Source organism: Brachybacterium sp. J144, assembly GCF_036321705.1.
In the GTDB taxonomy this organism is placed as follows: domain Bacteria; phylum Actinomycetota; class Actinomycetes; order Actinomycetales; family Dermabacteraceae; genus Brachybacterium.
This window is the reverse complement of the sequence record NZ_JAZDCG010000020.1, coordinates 1-16,777: the sequence shown is the minus strand read 5'-3', so window position 1 is coordinate 16,777 and position 16,777 is coordinate 1. Positions and strand designations below refer to the sequence as shown.

10 protein-coding genes are annotated in these 16,777 nt (G+C 73.4%); 5 read left to right on the top strand and 5 right to left on the bottom strand.

Annotation, left to right across the window (positions count from 1 at the left end):
- Position 1 precedes the first annotated feature (1 nt).
- Positions 2 to 1,267 carry a D-arabinono-1,4-lactone oxidase gene (locus V1260_RS07400; protein ID WP_329746174.1) on the top strand — a complete coding sequence of 422 codons (1,266 nt, stop codon included), beginning with the start codon at positions 2 to 4 and terminating at the stop codon, positions 1,265 to 1,267.
- A gap of 1 nt (position 1,268) precedes the next feature.
- Positions 1,269 to 2,624, top strand: coding sequence for an alpha-galactosidase (locus V1260_RS07395; RefSeq protein ID WP_329746173.1), 1,356 nt, complete (start codon positions 1,269 to 1,271; stop codon positions 2,622 to 2,624).
- A 142-nt stretch (positions 2,625 to 2,766) separates the two neighbouring features.
- Here V1260_RS07395 and V1260_RS07390 read toward each other — a convergent pair whose 3' ends face one another.
- Entirely contained in the window at positions 2,767 to 5,085 is a 2,319-nt protein-coding gene (locus V1260_RS07390) for a glycoside hydrolase (RefSeq protein WP_329746172.1), read from the bottom strand.
- Positions 5,086 to 5,330: 245 nt separating this feature from the next.
- Between V1260_RS07390 and V1260_RS07385 the strand changes: the two genes are divergently transcribed.
- Positions 5,331 to 7,271 carry a family 43 glycosylhydrolase gene (locus tag V1260_RS07385; RefSeq protein ID WP_329746171.1) on the top strand — a complete coding sequence of 647 codons (1,941 nt, stop codon included), beginning with the start codon at positions 5,331 to 5,333 and terminating at the stop codon, positions 7,269 to 7,271.
- Between the two features lie 377 nt (positions 7,272 to 7,648).
- Here the strand turns inward: V1260_RS07385 and V1260_RS07380 are convergent, their stop codons facing one another.
- A complete protein-coding gene (locus tag V1260_RS07380) occupies positions 7,649 to 8,971 on the bottom strand; it encodes an ABC transporter substrate-binding protein (RefSeq protein ID WP_329746170.1) in 1,323 nt (440 codons plus the stop codon).
- Positions 8,972 to 9,161: 190 nt separating this feature from the next.
- Between V1260_RS07380 and V1260_RS07375 the strand changes: the two genes are divergently transcribed.
- Both V1260_RS07375 and V1260_RS07370 read left to right on the top strand, forming a co-directional pair.
- The gene (locus tag V1260_RS07375; RefSeq protein WP_329746169.1) at positions 9,162 to 10,313 is read left to right on the top strand and encodes a substrate-binding domain-containing protein; all 1,152 of its coding nucleotides are present in this window, start codon (positions 9,162 to 9,164) and stop codon (positions 10,311 to 10,313) included.
- 165 nt (positions 10,314 to 10,478) lie between these two features.
- A complete protein-coding gene (locus V1260_RS07370; protein ID WP_329746168.1) occupies positions 10,479 to 11,795 on the top strand; it encodes an ABC transporter substrate-binding protein in 1,317 nt (438 codons plus the stop codon).
- Positions 11,796 to 11,911: 116 nt separating this feature from the next.
- Here the strand turns inward: V1260_RS07370 and V1260_RS07365 are convergent, their stop codons facing one another.
- From V1260_RS07365 to V1260_RS07355, 3 genes are all read right to left on the bottom strand, one after another.
- Positions 11,912 to 13,174, bottom strand: coding sequence for an ROK family transcriptional regulator (locus V1260_RS07365; protein ID WP_329746167.1), 1,263 nt, complete (start codon positions 13,172 to 13,174; stop codon positions 11,912 to 11,914).
- 59 nt (positions 13,175 to 13,233) lie between these two features.
- The gene (locus V1260_RS07360; RefSeq protein WP_329746166.1) at positions 13,234 to 15,909 is read right to left on the bottom strand and encodes a beta-galactosidase; all 2,676 of its coding nucleotides are present in this window, start codon (positions 15,907 to 15,909) and stop codon (positions 13,234 to 13,236) included.
- A gap of 97 nt (positions 15,910 to 16,006) precedes the next feature.
- Positions 16,007 to 16,645: a DUF624 domain-containing protein gene (locus V1260_RS07355; RefSeq protein ID WP_329746165.1), complete on the bottom strand. Its 639-nt coding sequence runs from the start codon at positions 16,643 to 16,645 to the stop codon at positions 16,007 to 16,009.
- Positions 16,646 to 16,777: the final 132 nt, after the last annotated feature.

The following is a 16,777-nucleotide window of genomic DNA, read 5'->3' as shown; positions in this document are numbered from 1 at the left end:
GATGACCGGCCGAGCGCCCGGGCGCAGCTGGTCGGGGACCGTCGACTACGGACCGGGGCCGCTGCACGCTCCGCGCACCCTCGACGAGCTGCGATCCCTCGTGGCCCGCTCCCCGCGGCTCCGGGCGCTCGGCACCCGTCACTCCTTCTCCGAGGTCGCCGCCTCGGACGGTCCGCTGGTCACGCTCGCGCAGATGCCCGCCGAGATCGAGATCGACACGGCAGCCCGCACCGCGCGGGTCGCCGCCGGGGTCCGCTACGGGGAGCTCGCCCTCGCCGCGCACGAGGCCGGTCTGGCGCTCACGAACATGGGCTCCCTGCCGCACATCTCGGTGGGCGGCGCGAGCGCGACCGGAACCCACGGCTCCGGGGACCGCCTGCGCTCCCTCGCCGCCGGGGTGCGGGCGATCGAGCTGGTCACGGCCGATGGCGACCTGCTCACCCTGTCCCGGGAGCGGGATCCGGAGATCTTCGACGGGGCGGTGCTCTCGCTCGGCGCGCTCGGGGTCCTCACGCACCTGACCCTCGACCTGGTCCCCGCCGTGCCCATGCGGCAGACCGTCCATCTCGACTTCCCCGACGTCGCGACCGAGCAGGAGACGCTCTCCGCGCTGCTCGCGGGCGGCACCAGCGTGAGCCTGTTCCACCACTGGGACGGGACGATCGCACAGGCCTGGGTCAAGCAGCGCGCCGACGAGGAGACGGCGCCGCCGGAGTCCTGGCACGGCGGCCGACGGGCGCTGCGCGCCGTCCACCCGCTGCCGAGCATGCCCGCCGACTTCTGCACCGACCAGTCCGGGGAGCCGGGCCCCGCGCACGAGCGGCTGCCGCACTTCCGGCTCGAGTTCACGCCGAGCAGCGGCGAGGAGATCCAGTCCGAGTACTTCGTGGCCCGGGAGGACGCGGCCGCGGCGCTCGCAGCGGTTATGCCGCTCGGGGAGCGGATCCGTCCGCTGCTGCACGCCTCGGAGATCCGCACGATTGCGGCCGATGGGATGTGGCTCTCCCCCGCCCAGCACCGCGACAGCGCCTGCCTGCACTTCACGTGGCAGCAGCACCCGGCCGAGGTCGCGGCGCTGCTGCCCGAGATCGAGGCGGCCCTCGCCCCGTTCGCCCCGCGCCCGCACTGGGGCAAGGTCTTCACCCTCGCCCCGCAGGCCGTGCGGGAGCAGTACCCGGATCTCGCGCGCTTCCAGGCGCTGCGCGACCGGCTCGACCCCCAGCGGGTCTTCGCCAACGCCTACGTCGACCGCCTGCTCGGAGAGTGACATGACCGCCCAGACCCCCGAGGCCCTCTCGGCCGGATCCCCGCGCCTGTCCGCGCCGTCCCCGATCCCGCCCCGCGGCTGGAACTCCTGGGACTCCTACGGCACCACCGTCACCGAGGCGGAGGTGCTCGGCAACGCCCGCTTCCTCGCCGAGCACCTGCTGCCCCACGGCTGGGACACGGTGGTGGTCGACATCGACTGGTCCGACCCGTCGGCCCGCTCCCACGGCTACAACGAGGGCGCCCCGCTCGCCATGGACGAGCACGGCCGGCTGCTGCCCGATCCCGGACGCTTCCCCAGCTCCGCGGGAGGGAAGGGCTTCGGCCCGCTCGCCGCGCAGGTCCACGCGCTCGGGCTGAAGCTCGGGATCCACGTGATGCGCGGCATCCCCCGGCGGGCGGTCGCCGCGAACACGCCCGTGCTCGGCACGGCAGTGCGCGCGGCCGACGTCGCCGATCCCGAGAACTCCTGCGAGTGGAACCCGGACATGGTCGGGCTCGACCACACGGTCGACGGCGCCGGCGCCTACTACGACTCGGTGCTCGCCCTGTACGCGGAATGGGGCGTGGACTTCCTCAAGGTCGACGACATGCTCTGGCCGTACCAGGCCGCCGAGATCGAGGCCTTCGCCGGCGCGATCGCGCGCTGCGGCCGGCCGATGCAGCTGAGCCTCTCCCCCGGCCGCGATCTGTCCCTGACCCGGCTCGAGCACCTGCAGGAGCACGCCACCATGTGGCGGATCTGCGACGACCTCTGGGACCGGTGGGAGGACGTCGAGGCGAACTTCGCCCGCTTCGCCCGCTGGGCCCCGCACGCCGGGCCGGAGGGCTGGCCCGACGGCGACATGCTGCCGCTGGGACGGATCGGTCTCCGCGCCGAGCGCGGTGAGCCGCGGGACTCGCTGCTGACCCCGGACGAGCAGGTCACGCTCATGACCCTGTGGGCGATCGCCCGCTCGCCGCTCATGGTGGGCGGGGATCTCCCGAGCTCCGACCCGGCCACGATCGCGCTGCTGCAGAACGCCGACGTGCTCGCCCTCCACGCCGGCGCGACCGCGAGCCGCGAGGTGTTCCGCGAGGACCCGCTGATCCTGTGGACCGCCGAGGACGCCGACGGGCGACGCTACGTCGCCGCGTTCAACGTCGGCGAGACCGAGCTGGACGTGGCGCTGGACAGCCAGGACGTGGGCCTGCCCGCCGCGCTGACCGGCGAGGTGCGGGAGCTGTGGAGCGGGGCGCTCGTGGAGGGTCGCCCGGTGACGGTGCAGTCCGACGCCGCCCGCGGCGTCGCCCCCGGCTCGACGGCGATCGACGTGCGGATCCCGCCGCACGGGGCGGTGCTGCTGCGGGTCGGATGAGCCGGGCGAGCTGCGCCGCTGTCCACCGACGGGATCCCAGCGGCACGAGACCTGCATAGTGCAGGCCGCGTGCCGCTGACGTCCCGTTCGTGGACAGCGGTCTGGGGTCAGCTCGTCACAGCAGCCACCGTCGGCCTCCCGCTCACGACCACCGCGCCGTGAAGGTGGTGATGGACCGGGGCGCCAGCCGCGTCGTCCCCCGGGCGATGCCGTCGCTGTCGCGCTGCAGCCGCCACTGGGCTCCCCGCGCGAGCGACTCGGTCTCCGACGTCCGGTGCGGGGTCAGGACGAGGGTCTTCGAGGAGGTCGGCACGGCGAGCTCGATCTCCTGCTCGGTCTCGGCCTCGTTGAGGGCGACGACGACCAGGTTCCCGGTCTCCTCATCGAGGTATGCGGAGGCCAGCACCTCGATCCGGGTCGCCTGGGTCCAGGAGAGCGCCTCCGCCTGCGTCATCCCCACGGGGACGAGCAGGTCGAGGATGTTGGGGTCCTCGTGCCCGTCGGAACCCCCGCCGAGGTTCCAGTCGGTGCCCTCCCGCAGCACCTCCCGCACACGCAGGGAGTCCGACTCCATGTTCCCCTCCGAGCCGGTGACGAGCACCTGGATCGCCCAGCCGGGCTGGAGGTCCCCGAGGAAGCTCTTGGGGACGCGGACCGTGAGGGTGTCGCCCGCGACCGACTGGTCCTCCGTCAGCGCGACGAACAGAGCCTCGCGCATCTCCGCGGACACCTTCGCGGCGACGTCCGAGGCGATGACGTCGGTCCGGCCGGAGGCGAGGATCGCGCGGTCCCAGGCGAACTCGTCGGCCACCAGGGCGCGCCTGCCCGGGAGCAGCTCGCGGAATCCGCCCTCCGCACGGGTGTCGACGTAGATGTCGATGTTCTGGAGGTCGTAGCCGACGGGCGAGCCGTTCCAGGGGTCCTGGAGGTCGGCGCCGAGGCGGATCGCGAACTCGACGTGCTCGCCGGCGTCGGTCGCCTCGACCGAGAGGAGGTCGAAGCAGCCTGGGACGAAGACGGGGTTCGAGGGATAGGTGTAGGTCCCGGGCCCCACGTCGTCCCCGGCGGGATCCTCGAGGCGGAAGATCCGGTCGCCGGCTGCCGTGCCCGTCGCGACCTCGGGGATCACGAAGGGGATCCGCGCCATCTCGCCCTCGGTCCGGGACTCGGTCGCGACGGTCAGCTCGATCCGGCGCGCGCCGGGGCGCAGGAAGCGGCTGTAGTTCCCGAGCGCCCACAGCCGTCGGGTCTCCTCGAAGGTCTCGGGATCGCCCCGCTCCACGTAGTCCGTGTAGATCAGGCCGTCGCGGTAGTCGTACCTGCTCACGGCGATCCAGTACTGCCAGGTAGTCGTCTGCGCGAGGGTGAGATCGGCGTGGACGGTCCGCGCGAGGGTCAGGGCGGAGTCCATCCCGTAGTCCCGCCCGTTGACCATCTCGCACCACTCGGTCGTGCCCAGCCGGACGTCCGGGTACCTGCTCATGGCCTCCGCGGCGAGTGTCCGCTGCTCGTCGGTGGACCAGTAGGAGTGGGTGGCGAGCTCGCCGATCCCCTCGCGGATCATCGGGTCCTCGAGCAGCAGCTCCGCGTATTTCTCCCCCGAGTACAGCGCCTTGTACTCCCCCGACTCCGGCGCGGAGACGGTCGTCTCCATCCCGCTCGCCGCGAAGGCCTCGATCACGGCGGCGGTGAGCTCCCGCACCTGCTCCGGCTCGTAGTGGCACCCCTCCTGCCCGGGGCCGTCCCAGCCCCACTGGGGCTCGTTGATCGGGCTGATGGTGCGGAACTCGATCCCCTCCTCGTCGCGGAAGTGCCGGACCACGTCGAGGAGGTACGCGATGAACGGCTCGTGGTCGACCGGGGCGAGGTTCGAGGTCCCCGGGTCGCCGTAGGTGTGGCCGTTCCGGGTCAGATGCCGCGGCGGGGAGTTGACGAAGGCGATGACGTCCTCGACGCCACGCTGCTTCGCCGCCTGGAGGAACCAGCGCGCCGCCTCGTCGCGGCTCCAGTCGTACTCCCCGTCGCCGAGCGCGAAGGTCTCGGCCGTGCGCCACGGATCGGTGATGGTGTCGTCGATCCCGCCGCCGATGTTGTAGCGGAACTGGGACAGACCGATGCCCTGGGTCCGCGAGAAGAGGAGCTGTGCGATCGCGGTGCGGCGCGAGGCGCTCCAGCTCCCGAGCTTCTGCGACCACCAGGAGCCGGAGGCGCCGAAGCCCTCGAGGGTCTGGTGCACCGTCGCGGGATCGACGGTGAGCCGGTATCGGGGCGCCTCCGCAGGGGGCTGGTCCGCACGGGGCTGCTCCGCACGGGCCGCGCTCGGCGCGGCGGTCGCGAGGGCGACGCCGCCGGCGGCACCGGCGGCGACGCTCGCCGCGAGGACGGTGCGCCTCGACGGCGTCGCGGGCGCGTACAGGGTCTCACTGGACGGAGCGGGAGAGGGCAGGGGAATCGTGGGCATGACGTCCTCGTCTCTTCGGGGCGTCCGCGTCGACGCCCTTTCTTCACCCCTTACCGTAAGCGCAACCGTTTGCGGATGACCAGAGGTTCCGGGAACCTGCTCCACCCCCTTCCATAGCGGTCGAGGCTCCGCTACGGTCGACGCACCCCCTTCTTTCGAGGGGTGTGAGAAGGGCGGTTCGAGACCGCCCGACGATCCGGCACCGACGCCGATCGATCCCCGCACGACTCGACGAGGAGTACCCCGTGCCCACGAATCCCCCCACCGCGCCCCGCCGACGGAGCATCCTCGCGGCCGCTCTCGCCGCACCACCCCTCGCGATGCTCGCCCCGTCGCTCGCCCACGCCGAAGGCACCTCCGCCCGGCAGTCCTTCACGCCCGGGGAGCCGTGGCTCGACACCGACGGGAAGGTCATCCAGGCCCACGGCGGCCAGGTCGTCCTCTCCGCAGACGCCGAGGGCACGCTCTACTACTGGTTCGGCGAGGACCGCAGCAACGGCTACGCCGCCACACCCGGCGTGCACGTCTACTCCTCCCGCGACCTCTACACCTGGACCGACGAGGGCCTCGCACTGCGCACCCTCACCACCGCCGACCAGATCGACACCGACCCGTACTTCACGGCTCTCTACGGCGACTACTCGGAGGCGCAGAAGTCCGCCGTCGTCCGCGATCTGCTCACCGTTCCCGAGGCGGGGAGCAGCATCCCGGCCGCGATCCTGGAGCGCCCCAAGGTCCTCCACAACGCCGCGAAGGGAACGTGGGTCATGTGGGTCCACGCCGACGGTCCGTCGGAGACCTCGACCGCGCAGTATGCGAAGGCGAACGCCGGCGTCGCCGTCTCGGACTCCCCCACCGGCCCCTACCGCTGGATCGACAGCTACCGCCTGCACCACGCCCCCGAGGGCGAGCCGAACTGGCAGCCCGACAACCCCGGCATGGCCCGCGACATGACCGTCTTCCTCGACGACGACGGCACGGCGTACATCATCTACTCGAGCGAGGAGAACTACTCCCTCTTCATCTCCCGGCTCGACGAGGACTTCACCGATCTGGCGACTCCCCCGGACCGGGCGGTCAAGGGCGTCGACTTCATCCGTCCCTACATCGGCGCACATCGCGAGGCCCCGGCACTGTTCAAGCGGGAGGGGACCTACTACCTGATCACCTCCGGGGCGACCGGCTGGGATCCGAATCCCGCCCAGTACGCCACGGCGACGGAGATCCTCGGCGACTGGACCGACCATGGCAATCCCGTGACCGGCGACGGCGCCTCGGACACCTTCCGCTCGCAGTCCACGAACGTCATCCCCGTCGACCCCGAGCGCGGCACCTTCGTGTACATGGGCGACCGCTGGACCCCGTCGGACCTGAAGAACGCCCCCTATGTGTGGCTGCCGCTGCGGTTCGGCGAGGGCACGCAGATGTCCCTCGTCTGGGCGGACTCGTGGCGCTGGGAGGACCAGCCCCTGCAGCCCGCCTACACCGTCGACGTGGCGCTCCCGAGCGCGGTCGGCCTCGGGGAGGTCAACAAGCTCCCCCGCAGCGGGACCCTGCGACTGTCCGACGGCACGACCGAGAAGCGGAAGATCACCTGGGAGGCGCAGCTCGATCGGCCCGGGATGGTCGAGGCCGTCGGGACGCTCAGCGGTCCGGAGGGCCTCACCGTCCGACGCGAGGTCCTCGTGGTCCCCCGCCACATGGTCTACCTGGTCAACGCCGGCGGGGCCGAGACGAGCGACTACCTCGCCCTCCGCAAGCACGCGCAGGGGCCCGCCCTGAAGAACTCCGTCGCCGATCAGCCGTATGGCGCAGACCCGGCGACCGGGGCGGTGTGGGGCTACCAGGGGCGCTCCAAGCCCGCCGGCTCCGAGACGGACTCCCTGGACCGCTCGCTCCGGTACGCGACCAACCACGACGACCTCACCTACCGCTTCGCGAACCTCCCTTCGGGCTCCTTCACCGTGCACGTCGGCTACTACGACCCCTGGCCCTGGGCCAACCGAGCCGCCCGCGTCACCCTCAACGGGACGGTGGTCGAGGAGGAGCAGCTCTTCACCGGGGTCCCCGAGGCCGTCGCGTACAGCGGCATCATCCCGGGGTCGTCCGGCGAGATCATCCTGACCCTGCACCCGACGAGGTCACCGGACATCCAGGTCAGCTGGGTCGCCGTCGTCGCGGAGTGAGCGCCCCCTGACGGCGGGTCCGGTTGGGTCCTGTCGGGGCTGGGCTGCCCGCTGGCCGGCTGGGCTGCTGTCACACCGGCCTGCCGGCCCACGGTCCTGCCGTCCTGGGGGCCTGCGGTCCTGCCGCCCTGCCGCCCTGCCATCCTGCGGGTTGCTGTCCACCGAAGGGATCCCAGCGGCACGTGCCCTGCATATGACAGGGCACGTGCCGCTGACATCCCGTTGGTGGACAGCGGGGCGGACAGCGGCGGGCGGGGCCGGGCCGGGGCAGGACGGGCCAGGCCCGGTCGCGGCAGGTCGGGTCGGGCCGGGGCCGGTTTCCGGGCCGGGCCGGGGCAGGTGGACGACCCCGGCCGAGGCCGGGCCGCGTCCCGCCCTCAGCCGATCGCGGCCCCGAGCTCGTCGACCATCTGCTGCCCGGCCGCGGCGGCGTCGATCTCGCCGAACATGAACGACTCGCCGACCCGGTTCAGGAGCGACTCGAACTGGGAGCCGCCCTGCGGCGCGATCTCCGGATCGGCGCCGACCTCGGGCGTGATCTCGTCGACGAACTCGAGGGTCTCGAGCTCGATGCCCTCGAGGCGGCCCTTCACCAGCTCGCGGATCTCGGTGTTCGGCGGCAGCCCGCGCTCGACGCCGAGGATCTCGGCCGCCTCCGGCGCGTTCAGGAAGTGGTTGATGAAGGCGACGGCGGCCTCGGGGTGCGCACTCGTCGCGGCGACGGACCAGAACATGCCGGGCTTGAGCCACATCTGGTGGTTCCCGGGATCGCCCGGCGCCGCCGGCAGGCGCATCAGGACCAGCTCGTCGTCGAGCACGCTGGTGAAGGCGACGGTCTGGTTCGACCAGGCGACGGTCATGCCCTGGCGCCCCGTCGCGAACAGCGACTGCTCGATGCCCGCGGCGTAGTCCTCCTGGGTCTGCGAGGCGTCGGGGCCGGCGCCCGAGGACAGCATGCGCTCGGCGTGCTCGAAGAAGGCGGTCGCGTCGGCGGTGTCGAAGCCCAGGGCGCCGTCGGTCCACAGCGCCTTCCCGTGCTGGCGCAGCCAGGCACGGAACACCACCGGGTTCACCACGAACTGGCCGGTGCCGAAGGTGCCGTCCTCGGTCGCGGCGCCGAGCGCCTCGGCGATCGCGAGCTGGTCGTCCCAGGTCCAGGTGGTGTCGTCGGGCAGCTCGACCCCGGCGCGCTCGAACAGGGAGGCGTTGACCAGCATGATCGGAGCGTTCGACCCGCCCCGCACGCCGACCTTGCCGGCCTCGCCGACGGTGCCGGCCTCGGCCAGCCCCTCGGTGAAGCCGGAGGTGTCGAGCCCGGCGGTCGACAGGTCCAGGAGGGCGCCGCGCTGGGCGTACTCGGCGAGATAGGCCTCCTCCATCTGGATGATGTCCGGGGCGCTGCCCGCCGCGGTCTGCGTCGCGAGCTTGTCCCAGTAGGAGGAGAAGTCCGAGGGCTCGGCCTCGATGGTGACCCCGTCGTGCGCCCCGACGTACTGGTCGATGACCTCCTGGGTCAGGGCGGCACGCTTGTCGCCGCCCCACCAGGTCATCCGCAGGGCGGCGTCGCCGCCCCCGTCGGACCCGCCGGATCCGGAGCCGGAGCGCTGGGCATTGGGGCCGCAGGCGGCGAGCGCGAGGCCGACGGCGGCGGTGCCCCCGAGGGCGAGGGCGCGGCGGCGTGGAAGGGCGGGTGCGGGCATGGTGTCTCCTTCGTGACCACGGCGTCATGACGGTCGCGTCCAGGGGCGTCGATGCCCGGGCGGCCGGTGCCGACATCGTGCTCCCTCCGGACACGTTCACCCCGAGAACGGACACTTTCGATCAGGTCCGCGCACCCCGGCCGTCCGCGGCCTACGGTGGCCCGAGCATCCCGGCGACCCGAGGACGACCATGCCGCCCGCCGCACCCCTGCCCGCGCACCTGCCGCGGTCCCGCCACGAGCACCTCCTGCGCGAGCTGTCGCTGCGCGGCAGCGTGCGCGCCTCTGAGATCGCCGCCGAGCTCGGCGTCTCCGAGGTGACGATCCGTCGCGACATCATCCGGCTCGAGCGGGACGGTCAGCTCGCTCGCGTCCACGGCGGGGCGATCTCCGCGGCGGAGACGACCCGGCCCCGCCCGGCGCGCACCCCGGTGGGGCTGGTCCTCCCCGGGCCCGGATCCCATTTCCCGGCCGTCACCCGGGGTGCCGGCGAGGCGGCGTCCGCGCTCCACGCGCGGCTCATGATGGCCTCCACCGACTACCGGGTCGCGACCGAGCGGCGGCAGGTCCGCCAGCTCCTCGACCTGGGCATCGAGGGCCTGCTCATCGCCCCCACGCTGCGCGACCGCACCCCTGCCGAGCTGCTCGAGGAGCTGGGCGCCGTGCCCGTGCCCGTCGTGCTCCTCGAGCGCAGCCTCGAGGGGACCGTCGTGCTCGCCGATCACGACGGGGTGCGGACCGATCACGCACGCGGCACGCTGATGGCGCTCGAGCATCTGCGCACACAGGGGCACGAGCGCATCGGCCTCGCGGTGCTGGATCGCACGCCGACGGCGGCCCCGGTGCGCGAGGGCTTCCTGCGCGCCTGCGGACAGCTGGATCTGGACCCTCCGCCGATCCGCTCGCTGCCGAAGGACGACGGCGGCCGGGTGGACCCCGTGGACGCCGCGCTCGCGGAGCTGCTGGCCGACAGCCTCGCGCGCGGGGTGCGAGCGCTCGTGGTGCACACCGACCACTACGCCGCGCGACTGGTCGAGATCGCCCTCGACCAGGGGATCCGGGTGCCGGAGGACCTGGCCGTGATCGCCTACGACGACGAGTTCGCCGAGCACTGCATCGTTCCGCTCACCGCCGTCTCCCCGCCGGGCCGCGAGATCGGGCGCCTCGCGCTGCACACGGTCTTCGACCGGATCCGCACGGGCCCCGGCGAGGCTGCCGGACCGCCCCGTCACGTGCAGGTCTCCCCGCAGCTGATCGTGCGGTCGTCGACGCTGAGCGTCGGGGCGGAGGCGGGAGCCGCCGTCGCAGAGCCTCCGTCCGCAGGGGCGACATCGACGCGATGACCCGCTAGCCTACGCTGACCCGCGCGGATACGTGCCGACCCCGCCGATCTCGATCCGGCCACGCCCCTCGCCCGCGCACGTCGCGTGGGTTAGCGTCGGCCCCAGGCTCGGCGATCCTCGCCCGATCCGGTGCACGGCAACGACGCTCACCCACTGGAGGTCTCCATGTTCACCCGCCGTCAGACCCTCGCCCTGCTCGCCGCCGCGGGCTCGATCCCCGTCTTGGCCTCCTGCGGCCCCAACTCCGGCGGCTCCGGAGGCGGGGGCGGCGGCGGTGAGGGCGGCGGGGACGTCCGCATCTACTGGTGGGGCGGCGACCTGCGCCTCGGTCTCACCCAGGACGCCCTCGCGATCTTCGCGGAGAAGAACACCGACTTCGCGGTCTCCCCCGAGTACAGCGAGTGGACCGGCTACTGGGACAAGCTCGCCACCCAGACCTCGGGAGGCGACGCCCCCGACCTGATGCAGATGGACGAGGCGTACATCGACTCGTACGGCACGCGCGGGGCGTTGCTGGATCTCGAGACGATCACCGATGTCCTGGACCTCTCCGCGATGGACTCCAAGGTGCTGGACACCGGGCGTCTCGCGGACGGCACGCTCGTCGGTGCCCCGCTGGGCGTCGGCATCTTCTCCGTCGGCGTCAACGAGGACCTGCTGGCGAAGTCCGGGGTCGACCTGCCCGCGGACACCGAGTGGACGTGGACCCAGTTCGGCGAGGCCGCCGCCGCGATCAGCGAGTGGGGCAAGGACCAGGACATCGTCGGCATCGACATGTTCGGTCAAGGCGCCGCGGAGCTGCACGCCTGGGCCCGCCAGTCGGGGCAGCAGGTCTTCCCCAAGGACGGCGAGACCCTGGTGACCGCGGACACCATCCAGGGCTGGCTCGAGTTCTCGAAGTCGCTCATCGACTCGGGTGCCGCGCCGGGGGCCGACGCGCAGATCGAGGACTTCGGCGCCGGCGTCGAGGGCGGCCGCTTCGGCACCGGCAAGGCCGTGTTCCATTTCCAGTTCCACACCCAGGTGCAGACGTTCGCGAGCGCCTCGGGGGCGACGATGAACCTGCTGCGTCTGCCAGCGATCACCGCCGGGGACCACCAGATGGTGAACAAGGCGTCGATGTACTGGTCGATCGCGGCGGCCAGCAAGGCCGCCGAGAACGCGGGCACCCTGATGAGCTTCCTGCTCACCGATCTCGACGCGGCGAAGGTGCTGAAGATCGAGCGCGGCGTGACCGCGTTCCCCGAGGTGCAGACCGCGATCGAGGGCGAGCTGAACGACATCGAGCGCATCTGCCTCGACTTCGCCCGCGACATGCAGGCCGAGGTCGCGCCAGCACCGCGCGTCACGCCCGCGGAGGGCGTCGGCTTCGGCACCGAGGTGACCCGCATCAGCCAGGAGTTCTACTTCGGCAACACCGACGCGGCGGAGGCGGCGCAGCAGATCCTCACCGCCGCCGAGGGGATGCAGCCGGCGAGCTGAGCGTGACGCCGGGCGGGCACCCCGCGCCGCCCCATCCGGTCGACGCTGTCATTCGTGTCGGAATGGGCGGCCATACCGACGCAAACGACAGCGTCGACCGTAGGGACCGACACGGATCACCGCATCGACCGCACACCGGCGACGCCGCCCACCGTCTGCACCCCCGGCTGGCTCGAGGCGCTCGGCAGCCCGACCTGTTCGAGGAAGCCCTCGAGCGCGAGGACGGCCATGCCCAGGCTGACGCCCTCGCCGTCGGCGGCGGTGAACTCGAGGCTGAGCGTCGCGGCAGGGCCGGGCAGGCACTCCTGCGGGATCCGCTCGCGCACGCGGTCGCGCAGCTCGGATCCGGCGTAGTTGGTGATCCAGCCGAGCACCGAGACGTGCTCGGGGTTGACGAGGTTGACGAGGTTGCCGATGCCAGCGGCGAGGTAGTCGCCGGTGCGCAGCAGCGCGGCCTGCGCGGAGGCGTCCCCGGCGGCCTCGGCGCGGGTGAGCCGCTGGATGAAGTCGCGGTGGTGCTGGACCTGCACCAGCTCGTGACCGGGATCGATCTCGGCGAGGGTCGCCCGGATCCCCTCGACGCCCACGTACGCCTCGACGCAGCCGGTGCGGCCGCAGCGGCAGGCCCGCCCGTCCCAGACGAGCGTGGTGTGCCCCCATTCGCCGGCGGAGTTGCCGGGGCCGCGCAGCAGCTTGCCGTCGGTGATGATCCCGGCACCCACCCCGGTGCCGAGGTTCACGGCGACGAAGTGCTCGAACCGCTGCCCGGCCCCGAACCACAGCTCGCCGGTCGCGAGCGCCATGAGCGGGTTGTCGATCCGCACGGGGACGGGCAGCGCCGCCTCGAGGGCCTCCATGAGCGGCACCTCGTGCCAGCCCCAGTTGGGGGCGAACACGTCGACGCCGCGCGCGGGATCGACCTGCCCCGGCAGGGACACTCCCGCGCCGAGCACCTGTCCCTCGAGCTCGGGGTGGCGCTCCAGGAGCTGCTCTGCGCAGCGGCGGATCCGCTCGGCGACCGTCTCGATGGTCTGCGCGCCGGGGGCGAGCTCGATGCGCTCCTGGTCGATCCGGGAGAGGGCGGTGTCGAAGAGGTCGACCCGCACGTAGGTCTCGGCGACGTCGACGGCGAGCAGCGCGCCGCGGCCGGGATTGGCCTGGAAGGTCGCGGTGGGGCGGCCGCCGCGGGAGGAGATCTGGCCCGCCTCGCGCACCACGCCCTCCTCGAGCAGCTCACCGACGAGGGTGGTGACCGTCGCGGCGCTCAGCCCCGTGTGCGCGCTGATCTCGGCCCGCGAGATGGTGGTGCGGGCGTAGATCGTGCGCAGCACGAGGAACCGGCTCTCGTGCCGGATGCTCTGCGAGGTCTTCGTCGGCATGGTGCTCCTCCCGCCCGGACGGCGCGGCGCCTCGGCCGACCGCGACGGGCCCGTGTGTCCTAGCGGGGGGACTCCGCCCGTCGGATGGGTCCGAACCTACCGCCCGCAGCCGTGAGCGGCTCGACGAGCAGCAGCAGGTCGGCGCCCTCAGATCCTGCGGAGCCCCCGACCCAGCCGGCGGGGATCCAGGAGCGCGCCGGATCGCCGCCGGAGACGGCCGGCGCGCCGAGCACGTGCCGGGACACGCGTCGGCCGCCGCAGACGACCGTGACCTGCACGTCCTCGCCCGCGAGGTCGAGCAGGGCGCCGCGCTCGCCGCCCGCCGGCTCCGCCAGCCGCACGAGCGCGGGCGCGGTCACAGCCAGGCCGCCGACGGGCAGATCCCGCCACGCGAGCGGGCTCTCCGCGACACGCGCAGCGAGGGCCGACGCGAGCGCCGCCTCCCGCTGGGTGTGCAGCTCCCGCACCACCGGGCGGCGCGCGCGGAGCAGCTCGGCGCCGTCGCCCAGGCCGCCGGGCACGTGCGGGGCGAGGATCTCGACGTCGACGCTCTCTCCCGCGCCGTCGAGCACGAGCACGGGCGACTCGGGGACGAGCAGCTGCTCGGCCCCGCCGTCGACGCGGACGCGCAGCGGGTGGGCGAGCCCGTGCAGGCGCAGCACGGCGATCTCGTCCCCGCCGGGCAGCGGCAGGCTCCGTCCGTACACCGTGGTCTCGCCGGGTCGGGCGCTGGACCAGCCGCCGAGCGCGCGCAGCGGCGGCTCGGTGAGGGGCCCGTCCGCGCGGCGGTCCGGGATCTCCCGCACCTCCCACAGGTCAGCGGCGTCCTCGCTCCCGAGCACCTCGAGCACGGTGCCGAGGCCGCGGCCGGCGCCGAGGCGGAGGGCCGGCCGACGGGCGTCGTCGAAGTTGGCGCGGCCCCAGATCTCGGCGGTGAGCCGGGCATGCTGGGCGAGGCCGGGGGTCAGCGGATGGCTGATCGGGGCGCCGTGCGCGACGCTCACCCCGAGGTCGCGGCCGTCGATCTCGCAGCGCACGAGGTCCGCCGCGCCGAGCAGCAGCAGCTCCTGCGCCGCGGCGGAGAGCTCGACCTCGGCCTGCAGCCGGCCGTCGGCGAGTCCCAGCGCCTCGGCGCCGGGGAGCGGTCGACGGGCCCCCGCCTCGTCGTGCGGGACGACCTCCCCCGTCGGCAGCCCGTCCGCGCCCAGCACGGTGATCTGCGCCGACGCCCGTCGCCGCACCGGCTCGGGATCGGCGACCGGAGCGGACGGCACCCGGATCTCCACCCGCACCCCGGCGCCCTCGCGTCCGGCACGGGCCGCGCCCGGGCCGACGAGGTGCAAGGTCTCGGTCGAGCCGCCGCCCTCCCCGCCCCCGAGGCGCACCCGCACCTGCGCCGTCGGGCCGCCCGCGAAGACCAGCACGAGGTCGGCGCCGTCCGTCGCGGGCCGCACCTCGACCAGCTCGCCGGTCGCGACCTCGAGCGTGCCCTCCGCGCCCCAGGGCTGCAGCGGCACGTCGACGGCGAGGAAGGGGCAGGCGCCCGGTGCGATCACGGCGTCGACCGGCGCACCCGCGGACGGCTCGAGCCGCACCGCGAGCGCGACGTCGTCGAGGGCCGCCGCACCCACCAGGTGACCTCCGCCGGCCAGCGCGAGCGCGCCGCCCGCGAGCGTCCCGCCGTCGGCCGCCTCGACCGGGGCCTCGCCGAGCGGGATCGGGGTCGCCGCCGCGAGCCGCTCGCCCCAGGCGGCGAGGGTGGTGGTGAGCGCGATCGCCTCGTCGTACTCGGCGCGGCGCAGGCCCTCGGGGCTGAGATAGCCCGCGAAGTCGTAGTCGTGGGTCATGAGGTTCCCGGGATCGCCCCAGTTGCCCGCGGAGGGCAGGACCAGGTGGTCGAAGCCGGAGGTCTGCAGGTAGGGGGCGACCAGGCGCGCCCCGGCGAGGATCTCGCGGCGCAGCGTCCGGTGGAGGCGGTTGGTCTCCGTGACCATCAACGGCAGACCACGCTGCGCGAGGCGCTCCGCGTAGACGCGCGCCTCGGTGTCGAAGCTGGTGGAGGCGTCCGAGGGGTAGAGGTTCACGGTGGGGACCACGCCGTCGGCGTCCCCCGAGGCGCCGGCGAGATCGCCCTGCCCCGCGCACGCGATGATCGGCACCTCGATACCGGCGGCGCGTGCCGACCGGGCCAGGTGGTCCATGTACTCGGCCGGATCGGGGCAGTCGAAGAAGTCCAGCTCGTTCTCGATCTGGACCAGCGCGACCGGGCCGCCGCGGGTGATCTGCGCGGCGGCGAGCACCGGCATGACCGCGGCGAACCAGCGGTCGACGGCCGCGAGATAGTCCGGGTCCGAGGTGCGCAGCGCCGCCGGGGCGTGCGGGGAGTCGCCGTGGAGCCACCAGGGCAGTCCGCCGCCGTCGGTCTCGGAGCAGATGTAGGGCCCGGGCCGGGCCATGACCAGCAGGTCCTGTGCCGCAGCGAGCTCGAGGAAGCGGGCCAGGTCCCGCTCCGGGGAGCTGAGGTCGATCCGCCCCGGCTCCTCCTCGTGGAAGCCCCAGTGCACGTAGAGGTCGATCATCCGGTATCCGGACTCGCGCACCAGGCGCAGGCGGTCCTCCCACTGCGTGGCCGGCAGGCGGAACGGGAAGACCGAGGAGCACAGCAGCACCGCGGGCACGCCGTCGAGACGGAGCTCGCCGGGGCCGAGCTCGAGGGTGATCAGCGGATCGGACATCAGGCGGAACCTTCCAGGGGCGGGGAGGAGGGCAGGGTGGAGCGGGGCAGGCGGGCAGGGCAGGGCGGGGCGAGGCGGGCCGGTCAGGAAGGGCCGGTCAGGACTGTTTGGAGCCCGTGTAGCGGGCGAGCACCCGCCGCAGCAGGAGGGCGTTGACGCAGGCAATGCCCGAGAACCCGGCGAGCAGCCAGAACAGGCCGTAGCCGGCGAGCGCCGGGTCGGTGACCGTGACGGCGAGCGGCAGCACCAGCACCCCGGTCATTCCCAATGCGGCCAGCGGGTGGCGGGCGGACATCTTCCGGGCGTTGGAGATCACCTCGCGGGTGGAGCCCTCGAAGGTCGCGAAGTAGGGGAACAGGAACAGCAGCACCGCGATCAGCCGCAGTGCGAGCAGCACCAGCGCGGCCCACAGCAGCACGCCGGCAAGCGGGCCGGCGTCGACCTGGGTGAGCACCACGGCCCAGGCGACGAGCACGGCGACCGCGACGGCGGCCACCGCGAGCACCCCGAAGGACTGACGCAGGTTCTGGCGGAAGGAGCGCAGGTAGGCGTCGGTCGCGGATTCCGGGCTGTCCTCCACGAGGCGCAGCGCCGCGAAGTTCAGCGCGGTCAGCGACGCGCCGAGGGTCACGAGCGGCAGCGAGGTCACGAGGAACAGCAGGTTCAGGATCATCACGTCGCCGAGGCGGCCGAGGACCCGCTGCAGCGGCGAGTCCGCCGCGAACAGCTCCTTCATCGTGCTCTCCTTCCCGGCCCGGGGGCCGACGGGGGTGGCCGCGGCGGGGGGGGGGGGGGGGGGGGGGGGGGGGGGGGGGGGGGAAGCGTGTCGACAGGCCACTCGAGACTGTCTCCTTGGTACAAAGGACAT

Bases quoted from the DNA above. Each gene is read 5' to 3' on its own strand.
- V1260_RS07375 (WP_329746169.1), top strand. From the start codon at position 9,162: ATGCCGCCCGCCGCACCCCTGCCCGCGCACCTGCCGCGGTCCCGCCAC.
- V1260_RS07395 (WP_329746173.1), top strand. From the start codon at position 1,269: ATGACCGCCCAGACCCCCGAGGCCCTCTCGGCCGGATCCCCGCGCCTG.
- V1260_RS07360 (WP_329746166.1), bottom strand. From the start codon at position 15,909: ATGTCCGATCCGCTGATCACCCTCGAGCTCGGCCCCGGCGAGCTCCGT.
- V1260_RS07390 (WP_329746172.1), bottom strand. From the start codon at position 5,085: ATGCCCACGATTCCCCTGCCCTCTCCCGCTCCGTCCAGTGAGACCCTG.
- V1260_RS07365 (WP_329746167.1), bottom strand. From the start codon at position 13,174: ATGCCGACGAAGACCTCGCAGAGCATCCGGCACGAGAGCCGGTTCCTC.
- V1260_RS07380 (WP_329746170.1), bottom strand. From the start codon at position 8,971: ATGCCCGCACCCGCCCTTCCACGCCGCCGCGCCCTCGCCCTCGGGGGC.
- V1260_RS07400 (WP_329746174.1), top strand. From the start codon at position 2: ATGACCGGCCGAGCGCCCGGGCGCAGCTGGTCGGGGACCGTCGACTAC.
- V1260_RS07370 (WP_329746168.1), top strand. From the start codon at position 10,479: ATGTTCACCCGCCGTCAGACCCTCGCCCTGCTCGCCGCCGCGGGCTCG.
- V1260_RS07355 (WP_329746165.1), bottom strand. From the start codon at position 16,645: ATGAAGGAGCTGTTCGCGGCGGACTCGCCGCTGCAGCGGGTCCTCGGC.